Origin of the sequence: Kitasatospora sp. NBC_00039 (assembly GCF_045160625.1) — a bacterium.
GTDB lineage: Bacteria > Actinomycetota > Actinomycetes > Streptomycetales > Streptomycetaceae > Kitasatospora.
This window is the reverse complement of record NZ_CP108289.1, coordinates 4165242-4182236: the sequence shown is the minus strand read 5'-3', so window position 1 is coordinate 4182236 and position 16995 is coordinate 4165242. Positions and strand designations below refer to the sequence as shown.

Below are 16995 nucleotides of genomic sequence, written 5' to 3'. Positions count from 1 at the left end.
TAGGAACTGTGAGTACTTCTGTCGAGCAGATAGCGGACGCGCTGCGCAAGTCGCTGCTGGAGAACGAGCGGCTGCGCCGGCGGCACGACCAGGTCACCGCCGCGGCCCAGGAACCGATCGCGATCGTCGGGATGAGCTGCCGCTTCCCCGGCGGGGTCGGGAACGCGGACGACCTGTGGCGGCTGGTCGCCGAGGGCCGGGACGCCGTCACCGGGTTCCCCGAGGACCGGGGCTGGGACCTCGAAGGCGTCTTCGACACCGACGCCTCGCGGTCCGGCAAGACCTACGCCAGGGAGGGCGGGTTCCTGCACGACGCCCCGCTGTTCGACGCGCCGTTCTTCAGCATGAGCCCGCACGAGGCCTCCGCCACGGACCCGCAGCAGCGGATGGTCCTGGAGGCGTCCTGGGAGGCGTTCGAGCACGCCGGCATCGACGTGCACACGCTGCGCGGCAGCCAGACCTCGGTGTTCGTCGGCGTCATGGCCGCCGACTACCACGCACGGCCCGGCACGGTCGCCGAGGGCGCGGAGGGGTTCCTGGTCGTCGGCACGGACAGCAGTGTCGTGTCGGGGCGCGTGTCGTACAGCCTGGGCCTGGAGGGTCAGGCCATCTCGATCGACACCGCCTGCTCGTCCTCGCTGGTGGCGGTGCACCTGGCGGCCCAGTCGCTGCGCCAGGGCACCTCCACGCTGGCGCTGGCCGGCGGTGTGACGGTGATGTCGACGCCGCGCACCTTCGTCGAGTTCAGCCGTCAGCGCGGCCTCGCCCCCGACGGCCGCTGCAAGTCCTTCGCCGAGGCCGCCGACGGCACCGGCTGGTCGGAGGGCGTGGGCATGCTCGTCCTGGAGCGCCTCTGCGACGCGCGCCGGAACGGGCACCGGGTGCTGGCCGTCGTCCGGGGCTCCGCCCTCAACCAGGACGGCGCCAGCAACGGGCTCACCGCACCCAACGGACCGTCCCAGCAGCGCGTCATCCGCGCCGCGCTCGCCAACGCCCGGCTCTCCGCCGCCGAGGTCGACGCGGTGGAGGCGCACGGCACCGGCACCCGCCTCGGCGACCCCATCGAGGCGCAGGCGCTGCTCGCCACCTACGGCCGGGAACGGCCGGAGGGCCGGCCGCTCTGGCTCGGCTCGATCAAGTCCAACATGGGCCACACCCAGGCCGCGGCGGGCGCCGCGGGCATCATCAAGATGGTCCAGGCGATGCGCCACGGGGTGCTGCCCCGGACCCTGCACGTGGACGCGCCGACCTCCCAGGTGGAGTGGGAGGCGGGCGCCGTCGAACTGCTCGCCGAGGCCCGGCCGTGGGAGCAGGCGGACGGCGCGCCGCGCCGGGCCGGCATCTCCTCGTTCGGCATCAGCGGAACCAACGCGCACGTGATCATCGAGGAGGCCCCGGCCGAGGAGGACGGCGCCGCCCAGGAGGCCCCGGCCCGCGGCGACGCGGCGCCGGCCGGCACCGACGGGCCCCGGGCCTGGACGGCCGGGGGCACCGCCACGCTGCCGTTCGTGCTCTCCGCCCGGGACGAACCCGCCCTCCGCGCCCAGGCCGAGCGCCTCCTGCACCGCCTGGAGGAGGCAGGCGCCCCCGGCCTTCCGGACGTCGCGTACTCCCTGGCGCTGTCCCGTGCGGCCCTGGAGCACCGGGCCGCGCTGACCGTCGCCGACGCCGAGGCGCTGAGCGCCGGCCTGCGCGCCCTCGCCCGGGGCGAGGAGTCCGCCGGGCTGGCCCGGGGTGTGGCCGGGCGAGAGCCCCGCACCGTCCTCGTCCTGCCCGACCACGGCGGCGCCGCCGGCGCCGGGCCCGCCGACTGGGCACCGCTCGCCCGCGGCCTGGCCGCCGCCTCCCCGCTCTTCGCCGAGCAGCTGCGGACGGTGGCCGCCGAGCTGCGCAGCCACACCGGCTGGGACCTCACCGCGGTGGTCGAGGGAGCGCCGACGGCGCCGGCCCCGGACCGCCCGGACGTCGCCCGGGCCGGCGCCTACGCCGTCCAGGTCGCGCTCGCCGCCCTGTGGCGTGCGCACGGCCTGCGCCCCACCGCCGTGCTCGGCCACGGCAGCGGCGCGATCGCCGCCGCCCGGCTGGCCGGGGCCGTCGCCCCGGCCGAGGCGGCCCGGCTCGCCGCCGACGCCACCGCCGAGCTGCCGGCCGGCAGCCGCGCCGGCTCGGCCGCCGTCCAGCTCCACCTCAGCAGGACGGACGAGGAGTACGCCCGGGCGGTGCGCGCCCTGGTCGGGAACGGCCACACGCTCTTCGTCGACGCCGGCCCGGCCGCCCTGCCCGCCGCCACCGTCCTGGAGGCGGCCACCGCCGACGTCCCCACCGCCGTGATCGCCCCGCCGGGTCCGGACGCCCCCGCCGAGGGCTTCACCGAGGCGCTCGGCCGGGCGCACACCCTGGGCGTCGCGGTGGACTGGCAGGCCTTCCACGCGGGCCGCGGCGCCCACCGGGTGGACCTGCCGACCTACGCCTTCCAGCACGAGCGCTACTGGCCCGAGTCCGTCGCCGACACCGGCGACCCGGCCGCGCTCGGCCTGGCCGCGGCCGACCACCCGCTGCTCGGCGCCGCCATCGCCATCGCCGACGCGGACGAGGCACTGCTCACCGGGCTGCTCAGCCTGGAGACCCAGCCGTGGCTCGCCGACCACGCCGCGGGCGGCACGGTGCTGCTGCCCGGCACCGCCTTCGTCGAGATGGCGATCCGGGCCGGTGACCAGGTCGGCTACGGCCTGCTGGACGAACTGACCCTGACTGCGCCGCTGGTCCTGCCCGCGCAGGGCGGCGTGCAGATCCAGGTCTCCGTCGGCGCCCCCGGCGACGGCGGCGGCCGCCCCGTCCGCATCCACGCCCGCCCCGACGACCGGTCGGTCTCCGCCGGCGCGGGGGAGCGGCCGTGGACCGTCCACGCCACCGGCACGCTGCTGCCGGGGCAGAGCGGGCCGTCCTTCGACCTGACCGCCTGGCCGCCGAAGGGCGCGGCCAAGGTCGACGTGTCGGACGCCTACGCGCGGATGACCGAACAGGGCTACGGCTACGGGCCCGCCTTCCAGGGGCTGCGCGCCGTCTGGCGCCGCGGTGACGACGTCTTCGCCGAGGTCGTCCTGCCCGAGGAGGTCCGGGACCAGGCCACCCGCTTCGGCCTGCACCCGGCGCTGCTCGACGCCGCCCTGCACGCCGCCGGCCAGGGCGCCCAGGTGGCGGACACCGCACTGCGGCTGCCCTTCGCATGGAGCGGCGTGCGCCTGCACGCCACCGGGGCGTCCGCGCTGCGGGTCCGGCTCACGGCCCGGGGCGCCGAGGCGGTCTCCCTGGAGCTCGCCGACCCGAGCGGCGCGCCCGTCGCCTCCGTCGACTCGCTCGCCCTGCGCACCGTCACCCCCGAGCAGCTCTCCGCCGCTCCGGCCGCCACGCACGACGCGCTGTTCCGGCTGGACTGGACTCAGCTCCCGGTGGATGCGGGTGTGGTGCGGGAGGGTCGTTGGGTGGCGTTGGGTGCCGGGGTGTCCGGTGTGGAGGCGGTCGCCGACCTGGAGTCGGCGGTGGGTGCGGACGTGGTGCTGCTTCCGGTCGGCGACGGTGACCTTCGGGAGACCGTCAACCGGGTCCTGGCGATGCTTCAGTCCTGGCTGGCCGACGACCGCTTCGAATCCTCGAAGCTGGTCGTGCTGACGGAGCCCGGGTCGCTGACCGGAGGCGCCGTGGCGGGTCTGGTGCGCTCCGCGCAGGCCGAGGAGCCAGGCCGGTTCGTCCTGGTCGAACCGGCCGACGGTGACACGTCCCTGCTGACGGCGGCCGTCGGGTCCGGCGAGCCCGAACTCGCGCTGCGCGACGGCGCGGCGTTCGCTCCGCGCGTGGTCCGCGCCGAGAGCGGCACCGGCTCGCCGTTCGACGGCACCGGAACCGTCCTCGTCACCGGCGGCACGGGCGGCCTCGGTGCCGTCATCGCCCGCCACTTGGTCACCGCGCACGGCGTCCGCCACCTCGCGCTGGTCAGCCGCCGCGGCGACACCGCCCCCGGCGCGACCGGCCTGCGCGACGAACTGCTCGCCCTCGGCGCAGAATCCGTCCGGCTGGAAGCCGCCGACGTCGCCGACCGGGAGGCCCTGGCCGCCGTCCTCGACCGCGTCGGGGAGGCCCACCCGCTGACCGCCGTCATCCACACCGCCGGCATCGTCGACGACGGGACCATCACCTCCCTCGATCCGGAGCGGTTCGACACCGTCCTCCGCCCCAAGGCCGACGCCGCCCGGCACCTGCACGAGCTGACCCGCGACCTCGGCCTCAAGGCCTTCATCCTGTTCTCCTCCATGGCCGGCACCCTCGACGGCGCCGGCCAGGGCAACTACGCCGCGGCCAACGCCTACCTGGACGCGCTGGCCCGCCGGCGCCGGGAGGAGGGCCTGCCCGCACTCTCGCTGGCCTGGGGCCTCTGGGGCACCGGCGCCGGCATGGGCGGCAACCTCTCCCAGGCCGACATCGACCGCATCGCCGCCGGCGGCGTCCTCGCGCTCACGGCGGAGAAGGGCGTGGCGCTCTTCGACGCGGCGCTCGCCTCCGAGGAGCCGGTGCTGCTGCCGGTCCACTGGGACTTCGCCGCCGTCCGTCGCTCGGCCGAGCCCGTGCCGGCGATGCTCCGCGGTCTGGTCCCCGTGGCCGCCCGCCGGGCCGCAGCCGGAGCCGGCGCGTCCGACAGCCTGCGCGACCGTCTCGTCCGCATGGCGGCGGACGAACGCGACACCTTCCTGCTCGACCTGGTCCGCGCCGAGGTCGCGGGCGTCCTGGGCCACGGCGGCAAGGACGCCGTGGAGCCGCAGCGCGCCTTCAAGGAGCTCGGCTTCGACTCCCTCGCGGCAGTGAGCCTGCGCAACCGGCTCAACCAGGAGACCGGCCTGCGGCTGCCCGCCACGCTCGTCTTCGACTACCCGGCCTCCGACGTGCTGGCCCGCTTCCTGCGGGGCGAACTCGTCGGCGCCGAGGAGGAGCCCGGCGCCGAGTCCGGTCCCGCCGTCGTGTTCTCGGACGACGAGCCGATCGCGATCGTCGGGATGAGCTGCCGCTTCCCCGGCGACGTCCGCTCGCCCGAGGAGCTGTGGGAGCTGCTGGCCGCCGGCCGTGACGGCATCGGCGGATTCCCCGAGAACCGCGGCTGGGACACCGACGCCATCTACGACCCGGAGCCGGGCAAGCCGGGCCGGACCATCAGCCGCGAGGGCGGGTTCCTGTACGACGCGGCCGACTTCGACGCCGAGTTCTTCGGCATCTCCCCGCGCGAGGCGCTGGCCCTCGACCCGCAGCAGCGCCTGCTGCTGGAGGCCTCCTGGGAGGCGATCGAGCGGGCCGGCATCGACCCGTCCACGCTCAAGGGCAGCCAGACCGGCGTCTTCGCCGGCGTGATGTACCACGACTACGCCACCCGGCTCGGCGCCGTCCCCGAGGACGTCAGCGGCTACCTCGGCAACGGCAGCCTGGGCAGCGTGGTCTCCGGCCGGGTCTCCTACAGCCTCGGTCTGGAGGGCCCCGCGGTGTCCGTCGACACCGCGTGCTCCTCCTCGCTGGTCGCCCTGCACTGGGCGATCCAGGCGCTGCGCCGCGGCGAGTGCGACCTCGCACTGGCGGGCGGTGTCACCGTCATGGCCACCCCGGACACGTTCATCGACTTCACCCGCCAGCGCGGTCTGGCCGCGGACGGCCGCTGCAAGCCGTTCGCCGAGGCGGCGGACGGCACCGGCTGGGGCGAGGGCGTCGGTGTGCTCCTGGTGGAGCGGCTCTCGGAGGCCCGCCGCAAGGGCCACCCCGTCCTCGCAGTCGTGCGGGGCTCCGCGGTGAACCAGGACGGTGCGAGCAACGGGCTGACGGCGCCGAACGGTCCGTCGCAGCAGCGGGTGATCCGGGCGGCGCTGGCCGACGCGGGTCTGTCGACGTCCGACGTGGACGCCGTCGAGGCGCACGGCACGGGTACGACGCTGGGTGACCCGATCGAGGCGCAGGCACTGCTGGCGACGTACGGCCAGGACCGTCCGGAGGGCCGGCCGCTCTGGCTGGGCTCGGTGAAGTCGAACCTGGGCCACACCCAGGCCGCCGCGGGCGTCGCGGGCATCATCAAGATGGTCCAGGCGATGCGCCACGAGGTGCTGCCGAAGACGCTGCACGTGGACGCCCCGTCCTCGCACGTGGACTGGTCGGCCGGCGCCGTCGAGCTGTTGACGCAGGCACAGCCGTGGGAGAAGACGGACGGCACACCGCGCCGGGCCGGTATCTCCTCGTTCGGCATCAGCGGCACCAACGCGCACGTCATCCTGGAGGAGGCCCCGGCGGCCCAGCCCGTCGAGGAGGCCGAGCGGACCGCCGAGGGGCAGTGGCCCGACGGCGCCCTGGTCCCGCTCGCGGTCTCCGGCCGGACGGAGGAGGCGCTGCGGGCGCAGGCCGAGCGGCTGCGGGAGTTCGTCGCCGCCGACTCCTCCCGTCTGCTGGACCTCGGCTACTCGTCGGTGACCACGCGCACCACGCACCCCCACCGCGCGGTGGTGCTGGGTGCGACGCGTGAGGAGGTGCTGGCCGAGCTGGCCGCGGTGGCCGAGGGCCGCCCTTCGGACCTGGCGGTCACCGGTCGGGCGGGCGCAGGCCGGACGGCGTTCCTGTTCACGGGTCAGGGTTCGCAGCGGGTCGGGATGGGCGCCGGGCTGGCGTCGGTGTTCCCGGTGTTCGCGGCCGCGCTGGACGAGGTGTGTGGGCTGCTGGACGGTGAGTTGGGTGTGTCGCTGCGCGAGGTGATCGCGGGTGCGTCGGGTTCGCTGGATGACACGGTCTTCACGCAGTCGGCGTTGTTCGCGGTCGAGGTGGCGCTGTACCGGCTGGTGGAGTCGCTGGGTGTGCGGGCGGACTTCCTGGCCGGGCACTCGGTGGGTGAGATCGCGGCTGCGCATGTGGCCGGTGTGCTGTCGCTGGCGGATGCGTGCACGCTGGTCGCCGCGCGTGGCCGGCTGATGCAGGCGCTGCCGGCCGGTGGCGTGATGGTGGCCGTCCGGGCCGCCGAGGCGGACGTGCTGCCGCTGCTGAAGGTCCACGAGGCCGAGGTCGGGGTGGCGGCGGTCAACGGGCCCGCGTCGGTGGTGATTTCGGGTGCCGAGGCCGCGGTGGGCGAGGTGGTCGCGCAGTTGGAGGAGCGTGGCATCGCCTCCGTCCGGCTGACGGTCTCGCACGCGTTCCACTCGCCGCTGATGGAGCCGATGCTGGAGGAGTTCCGGGCCGTCGTCCGGGGCCTCTCCTTCGGCGAGCCCCAGCTCGCCGTGGTGTCGAACGTGACGGGTCGCATCGCGGCCGGCGAGGAGCTGCGTGATCCGGAGTACTGGGTGCGCCACGTCCGCCAGGCCGTCCGCTTCGCCGACGGGATCAGGGCGCTGGAGGACGCCGGCGTCACCCGCTACCTCGAACTCGGTCCCGACGGGGTGCTGACCGGCATGGCCCAGGCCTGTCTGGCCGACCCCGACGACGCCCTCCTCGTGCCCGCGCTGCGCAAGGGCCGCGACGAGGCCCGGACCTTCCTCGCCGCCGTCGCGGACGCCTACATCAGCGGCTGGGCGCTCGACGGCGAAGGCCTCTTCCGTGGGTCCGGCGCCCGCCGGGTGGACCTGCCGACCTACGCCTTCCAGCACGAGCGCTACTGGCTCGACGCGGCGCCCGCCGCCGTGGACGCCTCCGCCCTGGGCCTGCGGCCGACCGCGCACCCGCTGCTCGGCGCGGCCGTCGAACTCCCCGACTCCGACGGCGTGGTGCTCACCGGTCGGCTCTCCGTGGCCGCCCAGCCCTGGCTGGCCGACCACGCGGTGGCCGGCACCGTCCTGCTGCCCGGTTCCGCGTTCGTGGAGCTGGCCGTCCGGGCCGGTGACCAGGTCGGATCCGGCCGGCTCGACGAGCTGACGCTGACCGCCCCGCTGGCCCTGCCCGAACACGGCGCCGTCCAGCTCCAGGTGGCGGTCGGCGCACCGGACGAGGAGGGGCAGCGGCCGGTCCGCGTCCACGCACGCCCCGAGGGCGCGGAGTCCGACCACGAGTGGACGGTCCACGCGAGCGGCATCCTGCTGCCCGCCGACCAGCCCGCCGAGGAGGGCGCCGACCAGCCCGCCGAGCAGGGCGCCGACCTGACGGTCTGGCCGCCCGAGGGGGCCGAGGAGCTGCCCGTCCTGGACGCCTACGACGAACTGGCCGGTCAGGGCTACGGCTACGGCCCGGCCTTCCAGGGCCTGCGCAAGGCCTGGCGGAGCGGCGACGACGTGTTCGCGGAGGTGGCGCTGCCCGAGGAGGCCCACGCGGACGGCGTGGCCTTCGGGCTCCACCCGGCCCTGCTCGACGCGGCGCTGCACGCGACGCTGCTGCCGGGCGCCGGCGTGGACGACGACCCGGCCGCCGGGCCGCGGCTCCCGTTCTCGTGGAACGGCGTGACGCTGTTCTCGGCGGGGGCCACCGCCCTGCGCATCCGGCTCCGGGTCTCCGGGCCCGAGGTGGTCGCCGTCGACGCCGCCGACCCGTCGGGCGCACCGGTTCTCTCGGTGCGCTCCCTGGTGGCACGCGCCGTGCCGGCCGAGCAGCTCGCTCCGGCCCGGGGCGCCGCCGCCGGTGCGATGTACCGGATCTCCTGGCGGACGGCGGCCGCGCCCGCCACCGTCCCGGACGCCCGCTGGGCCGTCCTCGGAGCCGGCCCGGCCGCCGACGAGCTCGGCGCGGGCGTCGACACCTGGGGCGAACTCGCCGAGCTCACCCGGGCGTTGGACCAGGGCGACACCGCGCCCGAGGTGATCGTCCTGCACGACCCGGCCGGTGGCGAGGCACGGGCGCTCGTCCGCCGCACCGCCGAGACGCTCGCCCGGCTGCTCGCCGACGACCGGCTGGAGGGCGCCCGCCTGGTCGTCCTCACCGCGGGCGCGGTGGCGGCCGCCGCCGGGGACGCCGTGCCGGATCTCGCCCACGCACCGCTGTGGGGTCTCCTGCGCTCCGTCCAGGCGGAGTACCCGCAGCGGCTGACCCTGGTCGACGCGGACCCGGCGGACGGCTTCGGCCTGCTGCCCGCGGCCGTGGCCCTCGGCGCGCCGGAGGTGGCGGTCCGCGACGGCGCGCTGCTGGTCCCGCGCCTGGTCCGGGCCGAACCGCCGGTGACCGGCCGTGCGACCGACGACTCCGAGCCCGCCTTCGACCCGGACGGAACGGTGCTGGTCACCGGCGGCACCGGCGGCCTGGGCACCGCCGTGGCCCGCCACCTGGTCTCCGGGCACGGCGTGCGACACCTGCTGCTGCTCAGCCGGCGCGGGGAGCGGGCGGCAGGAGCACCGGAGCTCCGTGACGAACTGCTGGAGCTGGGTGCCAAGAGCGTCACCGTCCGGGCCTGCGACGTCACCGACCGGGCGGCCCTGGCCGGGGCGCTGGACGCGATCCCGGGTGCGCACCCGCTCACCGGGGTGCTGCACACGGCGGGCGTCCTGGACGACGGGACCTTCGCGTCCCTGACGCCGGAACGCTACGACGCGGTGCTACGGCCCAAGCTCGACGCCGCCGCCCATCTGGATGAGCTGACGGCCGGTCACCCGGTCCGTACGTTCGTCCTCTTCTCCTCTCTGGCCGGCACCATGGGCAGCGCCGGCCAGGCCAACTACGCCGCCGCCAACGCCTATCTGGACGCCCTGGCGCAGCACCGCAGGGCGGCCGGCCGGCCCGCCGTCTCGCTGGCCTGGGGTCTGTGGGAGTCGGGCGAGGGCATGGGCGAGGGGCTCGGCGAGACCGACCGGGCGCGGATGTCGCGTTCGGGGGTCACCGCGCTCCCCGTGGCGGAGGGCCTCGCGCTCTTCGACGCGGCCCTGCGCTCCGACGACGCCGTGCTCCTCCCGGTCCGCCTCGACATCGCGCCGATCCGGGCGCGGGCCGCGGCGGAGGGTGTTCCGCACCTGCTGCGCGAACTGGTCCGGGTGCCGGTGCGGCGCGACCGCCGGGCGGCCGGGAGCGGGCAGCAGGCCGGGGCCGACGGCCTCGCCCAGCGGCTGTCGGCGCTCGCCGAGGAGGAGCAGCTCGCCCTGCTGCTGACCCTGGTCCGGACGCACGTCGCCGCGGTCCTCGGCCACGCGGGCCCGGAGGCGGTCGACGCCGGACGGGGCTTCTCCGAGCTGGGATTCGACTCGCTGGCCGCGGTCGAACTGCGCAACCGTCTCGGGGCGGCCTGCGGGGTGCGGCTCCCGTCCACGCTGATCTACGACCAGCCGACCTCGGCCGCCGTCGCCGCGTACCTGCGGGGCGAACTGGTCGGGACGGCCGGCGCGCCCAGCCTGGAGGACGAACTGGCCCGCCTGGAGGCCGTCCTGGGCGCCGCCACCCCCGACGGGGCCGAGCACGCCCGGATCGCGGCCCGGCTGCGGGCGCTCAGCGCCCGTTGGGCCGACGGCCCGGGCGCCGAGGAGAACGGAACGGAGCCCGCCGCCGAGGCCGCGCTCGAAGCAGCCTCCGCCGAGGACCTGTTCGACATCCTCGACAACGAACTGGGCGTCTGACCGGACGCCTCGCAGGACCTGCCTCCCCGAGGCCGGGCCGGACCGCCGCCCCCACCGACGGTCCGACCCGGCCGAGCCCGTGCCACCGGAGCCTTCCCCGTGTCTCCGGTGGCACGGGCCTTTTCGTGTGTCCGGGGCCGGCCGCCCGGGCCGGGGGAGCGGGGCGTCCGTCCCCTCCCCTCCCCTCTCCTCCCCTCTCCTCCGTTCTCCTCCGTTCTCCTCTCCGCCCCCGGCCGGCCCTCCGCCGCACCGCCCCGGCGGGCCCGGACCGCTGTCCGCCCCGGCCGTCCCGAGCCCCTCGCCGTCCCGAGCCCCCCTCGCCGTCCCGCCCCCCGGGGTCGTCCCGGCCCCCCGTCCGCGCCGAGCCCTTCGGTGACCCCGGACCGCCCCGCCACGCATAGAAGCGTGTGCCGGACCGGTTGCCCGGTCCGGCACACGCTTCGGTTGCCGCTGTCCTGCCGTTCACTCACCGCCGTTCGAACGGGTTCTCCTCACCTCCCCGGCGGTGCCGCGCCCGGCCCTGGCCCGCGGTGCCGTAGGTGCCCGGGTCGCCGTACTGCTCGGAACCACCCTGCGGGCCGTAGAAGTTGGCCTCCGTCGATCCACCGTACCCGGCGGACCGGTCCTGGGAGGTGCCGTAGCCGTCGTGGCCGTACTGGCCCGGCGCCCCCTGGAAGGCGTGGACCGGCCGCGGCTCGGGCTGGTGCAGCACCGGGGCCACGGGGGACTCGGGGGCGGCCGGCTCCGCCGACCTGGTCGGGATGCTGACCTTGCGCAGCAGCGTGACGGCCAGCAGCGCCATCAGGACCAGCAGGCCGGCGGCGGTGAACATCGCCATCTGGAGGCCGTGGGTGAAGGAGGTCCGGGCCGCGTCGGCGAGCGCCTGGCCGAGGTCCTTCGGCATCCGGCTGGTGACGTCGAGGGCGGTGCCGAGCGTGTCGCGAGCCGATTCGAGCGTCGCCGGGGCGACCCCCTGCGGTGCCTTGTCGGCGAGGTCCGAGCGGTACACCGCGGTGCCGACGCTGCCCAGGATGGAGATGCCGAGCGCTCCGCCGAACTCGGTGGCGATCTGGGAGAGGCCGGAGACCGTGCCCGCCTTCTCCGGCGGCGCGGTGGAGATGATCATGTCGGAGGAGATGGTCAGGACGAGCGTGATGCCGCCGGCCATGGTCGCGGTGCCGGCGACCAGCGCGGCGATCCCGGTGCCGCCGTCGACCTGGCCGAGGATGACGAAGCCGACCGCACCGATCAGCAGGCCGGTGCCGACGACGAAGGCGGGGCGCACCCGGCGGACGACGATCGGCGCCAGCGAGGCGGCGGTCATCGCGGCGCCGGCCGCGGGGAGTGCGTACAGACCGGCGACGAACGGCCGGACGCCCGCCACCATCTGGAGGTACTGGGTGGTGAAGAGGCTGGAACCGACCATCGAGAAGACACCGAGCGTGTTGGCGGTGATCGACGCGGTGAAGGCCCGGCTGCGGAAGAGCTTGATGTCCAGCATGGGCTGGGCGAGCATCCGCTGGCGGCGCAGGAAGAAGTAGCCGACGGTCAGACCGATCACGATGGTGGCGATCGGCAGGGCGCTGACGCCCTCCCCGGCCATGTGCTGGACGCCGTAGATGGTGGGCAGCAGCGCGGCCAGCGAGAGGAACGAGCTGAGGAAGTCGAACCGGCCGGGATTCGAGTCCTTGGACTCGGGGAGCAGCAGCGGCGCGAGCACCACGAGCACCGCCATGACCGGGAGGTTCACCAGGAAGACGGCGCCCCACCAGAACTTCTCCAGGATCGCGCCGCCCATGAGCGGTCCGAGCATGGCGCCACCGGCGAACGCGCCGGTCCAGACGGCGATGGCGGCCCGGCGCTGCTCCGCGTTGTGGAACATGTTGCGGATGAGCGAGAGCGTCGACGGCATCAGGGTCGCGCCACCGACGCCGAGCAGTGCGCGGGTCAGGATGAGCATTTCCGCGCTGCTGGAGTAGGCGCCGAGCGCGGACGCGGTGCCGAAGGCGACCGCACCGAACATCAGCAGCTTCCGCCGGCCGATCCGGTCACCGAGCGTGCCCATCGTGAGCAGCAGCCCGGCCAGCATGAACGGATAGATGTCGATGATCCACAGCAGCTCCGAGCTGCTCGGTTCCAACGAGCTGCTGATCATGGGCAGCGCGTAGGACAGGACGTGCATGTCGAGGGAGACCAGCAGGACGGGAAGGACCAGGACGGCAAGACCGATCCACGCCTTCCGGTCGGCACGTTGCGTGTCTGCGTTCATGGTTGAAGCATACGTACGTCCTAGATGCTTGTCTAGTACGTCCGTCTAAGATGTACGAGCGTCTCTGACGAACGTATGTCGCAAACGGCCTTCCGTGGCTACGATGGGCAACGTGGGAAATCGTGAAGATCTGCTGGTTGGTGCCAAGAAATGCCTGTATGAGCGGGGCTATGCCCGGACCACCGCGCGCGACATCGTCGCCGCGTCCGGGGCCAACCTCGCCTCGATCGGGTACCACTTCGGCTCGAAGGAGGCGTTGCTCAGCGAGGCAGTGATCGAATCGTTCGAGGACTGGGGTACCGAACTCCGCAGAATCCTCGACGAGGCCACCGATCCTTCGATCGACACGGCCTGGCGGAGCGTCACGGAGTTCTTCGACTCCCAGCGACCCCTGCTGCTCGCCAGTATCGAGGCGTTCGCCCAGGCCGACCGGGTGCCGGGCCTGCGCGAACAGCTCGCCCGCGCCTACGAGCGGGCCCGGCTCGCCCTGGCGGCCCCGCTCGGCCTGGACGAGATCGGCGAGGGGGACGAGAAGACGGTGCGGCTGGTGGGCTCGTTCCACCTGGCCCTGGTCTCGGGTCTCGGCCTGCAGTGGCTGCTCGACCCGGAGGGGGCGCCGAACGGGGACGAAATCGCCCAGGCCATGCGGGTGTTCGTCGACGCGGTCAACCGCGCCGGCGCCGCTGCGGAGGGCGGCGCCGCTCCGGAAGGTGGCGCTCCGGAAGGTGGCGCTCCGGAAGGTGGCGTGCCGCTGGCCGCGACCGCCGACTGAGGCGTCGCGGCCGACACCCCCTATGGGGGGCGTGGGGCCTAACTCCACCTCTCATAGGGGGCTTTGGCAGGTTCTCGTAGCGGCGGGCCCGGCCTAGCCTGGCATTGTTACCGTCAGCGGTCGGCCGTGCGTGAGGAGCTACCGGCTCCGGAGGCCGACTGCCGGGCATCCGGCCAGCCAAGAGGAGCTTGCGTTGAGGGAGGACGAGGAGATGTGGACACGGGTACGGCCCGTGTCCGGCGTGACCGGCTCCGTCGGAGCCGGGGGCATGCTCGAACTGCGCCGGGGTGCTACCGGCGAGCGGTGGAGCTGCGGGGCCTCCGCGGCGGCGATGTGGATCGCCCTGCAGCAGCACGGCTGGCGCCTCGACGCCACCGCGATCGGCCTGAGCCGCGCCTGGGGGATGGACCCGCTGCTGGTGCGGGTGGCGCTCGGCCGGTGGGTGGAGGAACTCCTGGAGCAGGGCGTGGTCGAGGACGCCAGTGAGCCCTGTCTGCGCGGCCGCCCGCCCGGGAGCGTCACGGGCGACCACATCGACCCCGGAGGCCTCCCCGCCGATTCCTGACGCCGCGCCACCCTGTCGCGTCCGTACCGGTCGCCCCGTCAACTGCCGTGTTCGCCCGGTGGCCCGGCCATGCCCGGGGGGACCCGGAGCGGGCCGAGAAAGAATATGACCGGCTTGTATGCTCCGAATGGGCTACCTGTGGCTACAGGGGCTCCGGAGGGGAGCGGGGATGGTCCCCGGGAGGCGTTCGTCGGTCATTACGACCGTCGTATGTGCAACCTGGGGCCGGTTTCGGCCGTCTCTCTGTGTGCAGTGCGCCCGGGAGGACGGGCGCCGCGTCCGCCGGTGAAAGGTACACGGATGTCAGGTCAGTGGGGCGAGGGTCCGGCTCGTGGTGACGACGCGCCCGGTGCGCTCACGACCGACGGTGGCGACGGCGCGGTGCCGCAGCCGCGGGCCGGCGGGCGGGCCGAGGCCCGGCGCGCGGCCCAGGGCAAGGGTGCCCAGGGCGGGAACGCACAGGCCAGAGGTGCACAGGGCAAGGGCGCGCAGGGCAAGGACGGCCAGGCGGCCGCCGATGCGTCGGCGGCCGGTGGCCGGGCGGCGGCGCGCAACAGCCGCAAGCCGAAGAAGAACGTGAAGAAGATCGTGGCCTGGTCGGCGGCCGGCGTGCTGGTGCTGATAGCCGGCGCGGGCGGCGCGATCTACCTCAAGCTCAACGGCAACATCAAGTCCTTCGACGCGGACGCCATCGCCGCCGACCGCCCGCCCGAGGCCCAGGCCGACGCGGACGGCAACAAGCCGGTCAACGTGCTGCTGATCGGCTCCGACAGCCGCGGCAAGAACAATTCCGACCTCGGCGGCGGAGCCGAGGACGGCGGTGCCCGCTCGGACACCACGATCCTGTTGCACGTCTACGCGGACCACAAGCACGCCGTCGGCATCTCGATCCCGCGCAACGCCAAGGTCGCGATCCCGCCCTGCAAGCTGCCGAACGGCAAGTGGACGAAGGGGACTTCCAGCGACCTGTTCAACGCCGCCTTCTCCATCGGCGGGACGGACGAAGGCAACCCGGCCTGCACCCAGAACACGGTCGAGAAGCTCACCGGCATCCGGGTGGACCACACCATCGTGATCGACTTCCAGGGATTCTCCGCGATGACCAAGGCGGTCAACGGGGTGGACATCTGCCTGCCGAAGCCGATCTACGAGGGCGACATCAATCCCAAGCTGCCAAAGAAGGGCAGTGTCGTCCTGCCGCAGGGCAAACAGAAGGTGGAGGGGCAGCAGGCGCTCGACTACGTGCGGCTGCGCCACGGCATCGGCGACGGCTCCGACATCGGCCGGATGAAGCGCCAGCAGGCCTTCCTCGGTTCGCTCGCCTCCAACATCAAGGGCCAGGGCCTCAACCCCACAACCCTGCTGCCACTTGCCGACGCCGCCACCAAGTCGATGACCGTCGACCCCGGTCTCTCCTCCGCCGACAAGCTGCTCTCCTTCGGCCTCTCGCTGAAGAACATCGACATGCACGACCTCAAGTTCGTGACGGTGCCGTGGCGTTTCCGGACCCAGGACATGGACCTCGACATCGTCGAGGCGGACGCCAAGAAGCTCTGGGACACCATCAGGGCCGACCGGACCATCGACGGCCAGAACGCCACCGGCGAGCAGCCGGCCGAGGCCACCACGCCCGCCGCCCCGAACACCCCGGCCCCCGCCGCGACCAGCTCGGCTCCCGGGCCCGCCTCCGACGCGGGCAACGCCGCCATCAAGGTGGCGGTCTACAACGGGACCACCACCACGGGGATGGACGGCAAGGCGGCCGAGCTGCTCAAGGGAGCCAAGTTCAACGCCACCAAGGCGGGCCCCGCGGCCAGCACCAAGCGGGCGACGACGGTGGTCGAGTACGGCTCAGGCCAGAAGGCCAACGCCCAGAAGGTCGCCGAGCTCTTCCCCGGGGCGACCGTCGAGGCCGGCTCCTCGGCGGGCATCCTCGTGGTCGTGGGCAAGGACTTCGTGGCCGCCAACGGCGGCGGCGCGGCCTCCACGGCCGCCTCCGGCGCCCCGGCCGCGCCCGCAGCGCCCGCCCCGCTGCCCAGCAGCGTCACCGAGAACACCCGCTCGGCGGACGACGACATCTGCGCCGGCACCACCTACGGCAGTGGTGGATAACGCACGGTAGTGGCAGCAGAGAGCCGTCGCACAGGGCCCGGGGTGTGCCGACCCCGGGCCCTGTGCCATGGTGGCCGGAGGGGGACCGATCAGGGGGGCGCAGGCCCGAAAGGCGGATCCCATGGCCGAGATCGCCCTGCAGCTCGACATCGCCGCACCCCGTGCCGTCGTCCTCGCCGCGCTCAACACCCACGACGGGCTCACCAGCTGGTGGACCACCGAGGTGGACCGTGACGGGGACGTGCTGCTCTTCGACTTCCCCGGCGTCCCCGAGCCGTTCCGCCTGCGCCGCGAGCGCGCCGACCAGGACCGGGTGGTCTGGACGAACGTCGGCACCTTCCCGCCGCACTGGGCCGGCACCTGGATCAGCTGGGACCTCGCCGGCCAGCCCGACGCACCCGACCGCACCCGGCTGCTGTTCCGCCACGGCGGGTGGCAGCCCGGCACCGAGGACGGCGTGCCGATGGTGGCCGGCACCTGGGCCGAGCTGCTGGTCCGGCTCAAGGACTACGCGCAGAGCGGCAAGGTGCAGCCGTACTTCGTGAAGCCGGTGCCGCACGACTCGTAGCCCGCCGGGCCGTACCCGTCCCTCGCCAGGCGTCGTCCCCCGCCGTCCCCTGCCAGGCGTCGTCCCCCGGCCGGGCGCCGTCCGGTGGCGGGAACGCGGGGCCGCGGCGAAGGTGGGCGGTGTGCCGCCCGTCCGGCCGCGCATCCGCCGTACCCGCGCTCCGAGCACGACCTGCAGCCG

Annotated in this window: 6 protein-coding genes and 2 pseudogenes; 7 read left to right on the top strand and 1 reads right to left on the bottom strand. The window is 74.5% G+C overall.

Annotation, left to right across the window (positions count from 1 at the left end; genetic code table 11):
• Nucleotides 1-14: 14 nt before the first annotated feature.
• The 3 genes and pseudogenes from OG286_RS18440 to OG286_RS18430 all read left to right on the top strand — a co-directional run.
• Nucleotides 15-2120: pseudogene (locus tag OG286_RS18440) on the top strand (type I polyketide synthase); the annotation flags it as partial.
• Between the two features lie 99 nt (nt 2121-2219).
• Nucleotides 2220-2840, top strand: a pseudogene (locus OG286_RS18435) (hypothetical protein); the annotation flags it as partial.
• Entirely contained in the window at nt 2841-10529 is a 7689-nt protein-coding gene (locus OG286_RS18430) for an SDR family NAD(P)-dependent oxidoreductase (protein WP_405366061.1), read from the top strand.
• A gap of 466 nt (nt 10530-10995) precedes the next feature.
• On the opposite strand, the gene OG286_RS18425 is transcribed toward OG286_RS18430, so the two are convergent.
• A complete protein-coding gene (locus tag OG286_RS18425) occupies nt 10996-12798 on the bottom strand; it encodes an MFS transporter (protein WP_396325546.1) in 1803 nt (600 codons plus the stop codon).
• Between the two features lie 112 nt (nt 12799-12910).
• On the opposite strand from OG286_RS18425, the gene OG286_RS18420 reads away from it, so the two are divergent.
• From OG286_RS18420 to OG286_RS18405, 4 genes are all read left to right on the top strand, one after another.
• Nucleotides 12911-13570 carry a TetR/AcrR family transcriptional regulator gene (locus OG286_RS18420; RefSeq protein ID WP_396325545.1) on the top strand — a complete coding sequence of 220 codons (660 nt, stop codon included), beginning with the start codon at nt 12911-12913 and terminating at the stop codon, nt 13568-13570.
• A gap of 193 nt (nt 13571-13763) precedes the next feature.
• Complete coding sequence (locus OG286_RS18415; protein WP_396325544.1) at nt 13764-14135, top strand: hypothetical protein; 372 nt, start codon at nt 13764-13766, stop codon at nt 14133-14135.
• A 300-nt stretch (nt 14136-14435) separates the two neighbouring features.
• Complete coding sequence (locus OG286_RS18410) at nt 14436-16247, top strand: LCP family protein (RefSeq protein WP_396325543.1); 1812 nt, start codon at nt 14436-14438, stop codon at nt 16245-16247.
• 121 nt (nt 16248-16368) lie between these two features.
• Nucleotides 16369-16815, top strand: a complete 447-nt coding sequence (locus OG286_RS18405) for an SRPBCC domain-containing protein (protein WP_405365491.1) — start codon at nt 16369-16371, stop codon at nt 16813-16815.
• Nucleotides 16816-16995 lie beyond the last annotated feature (180 nt).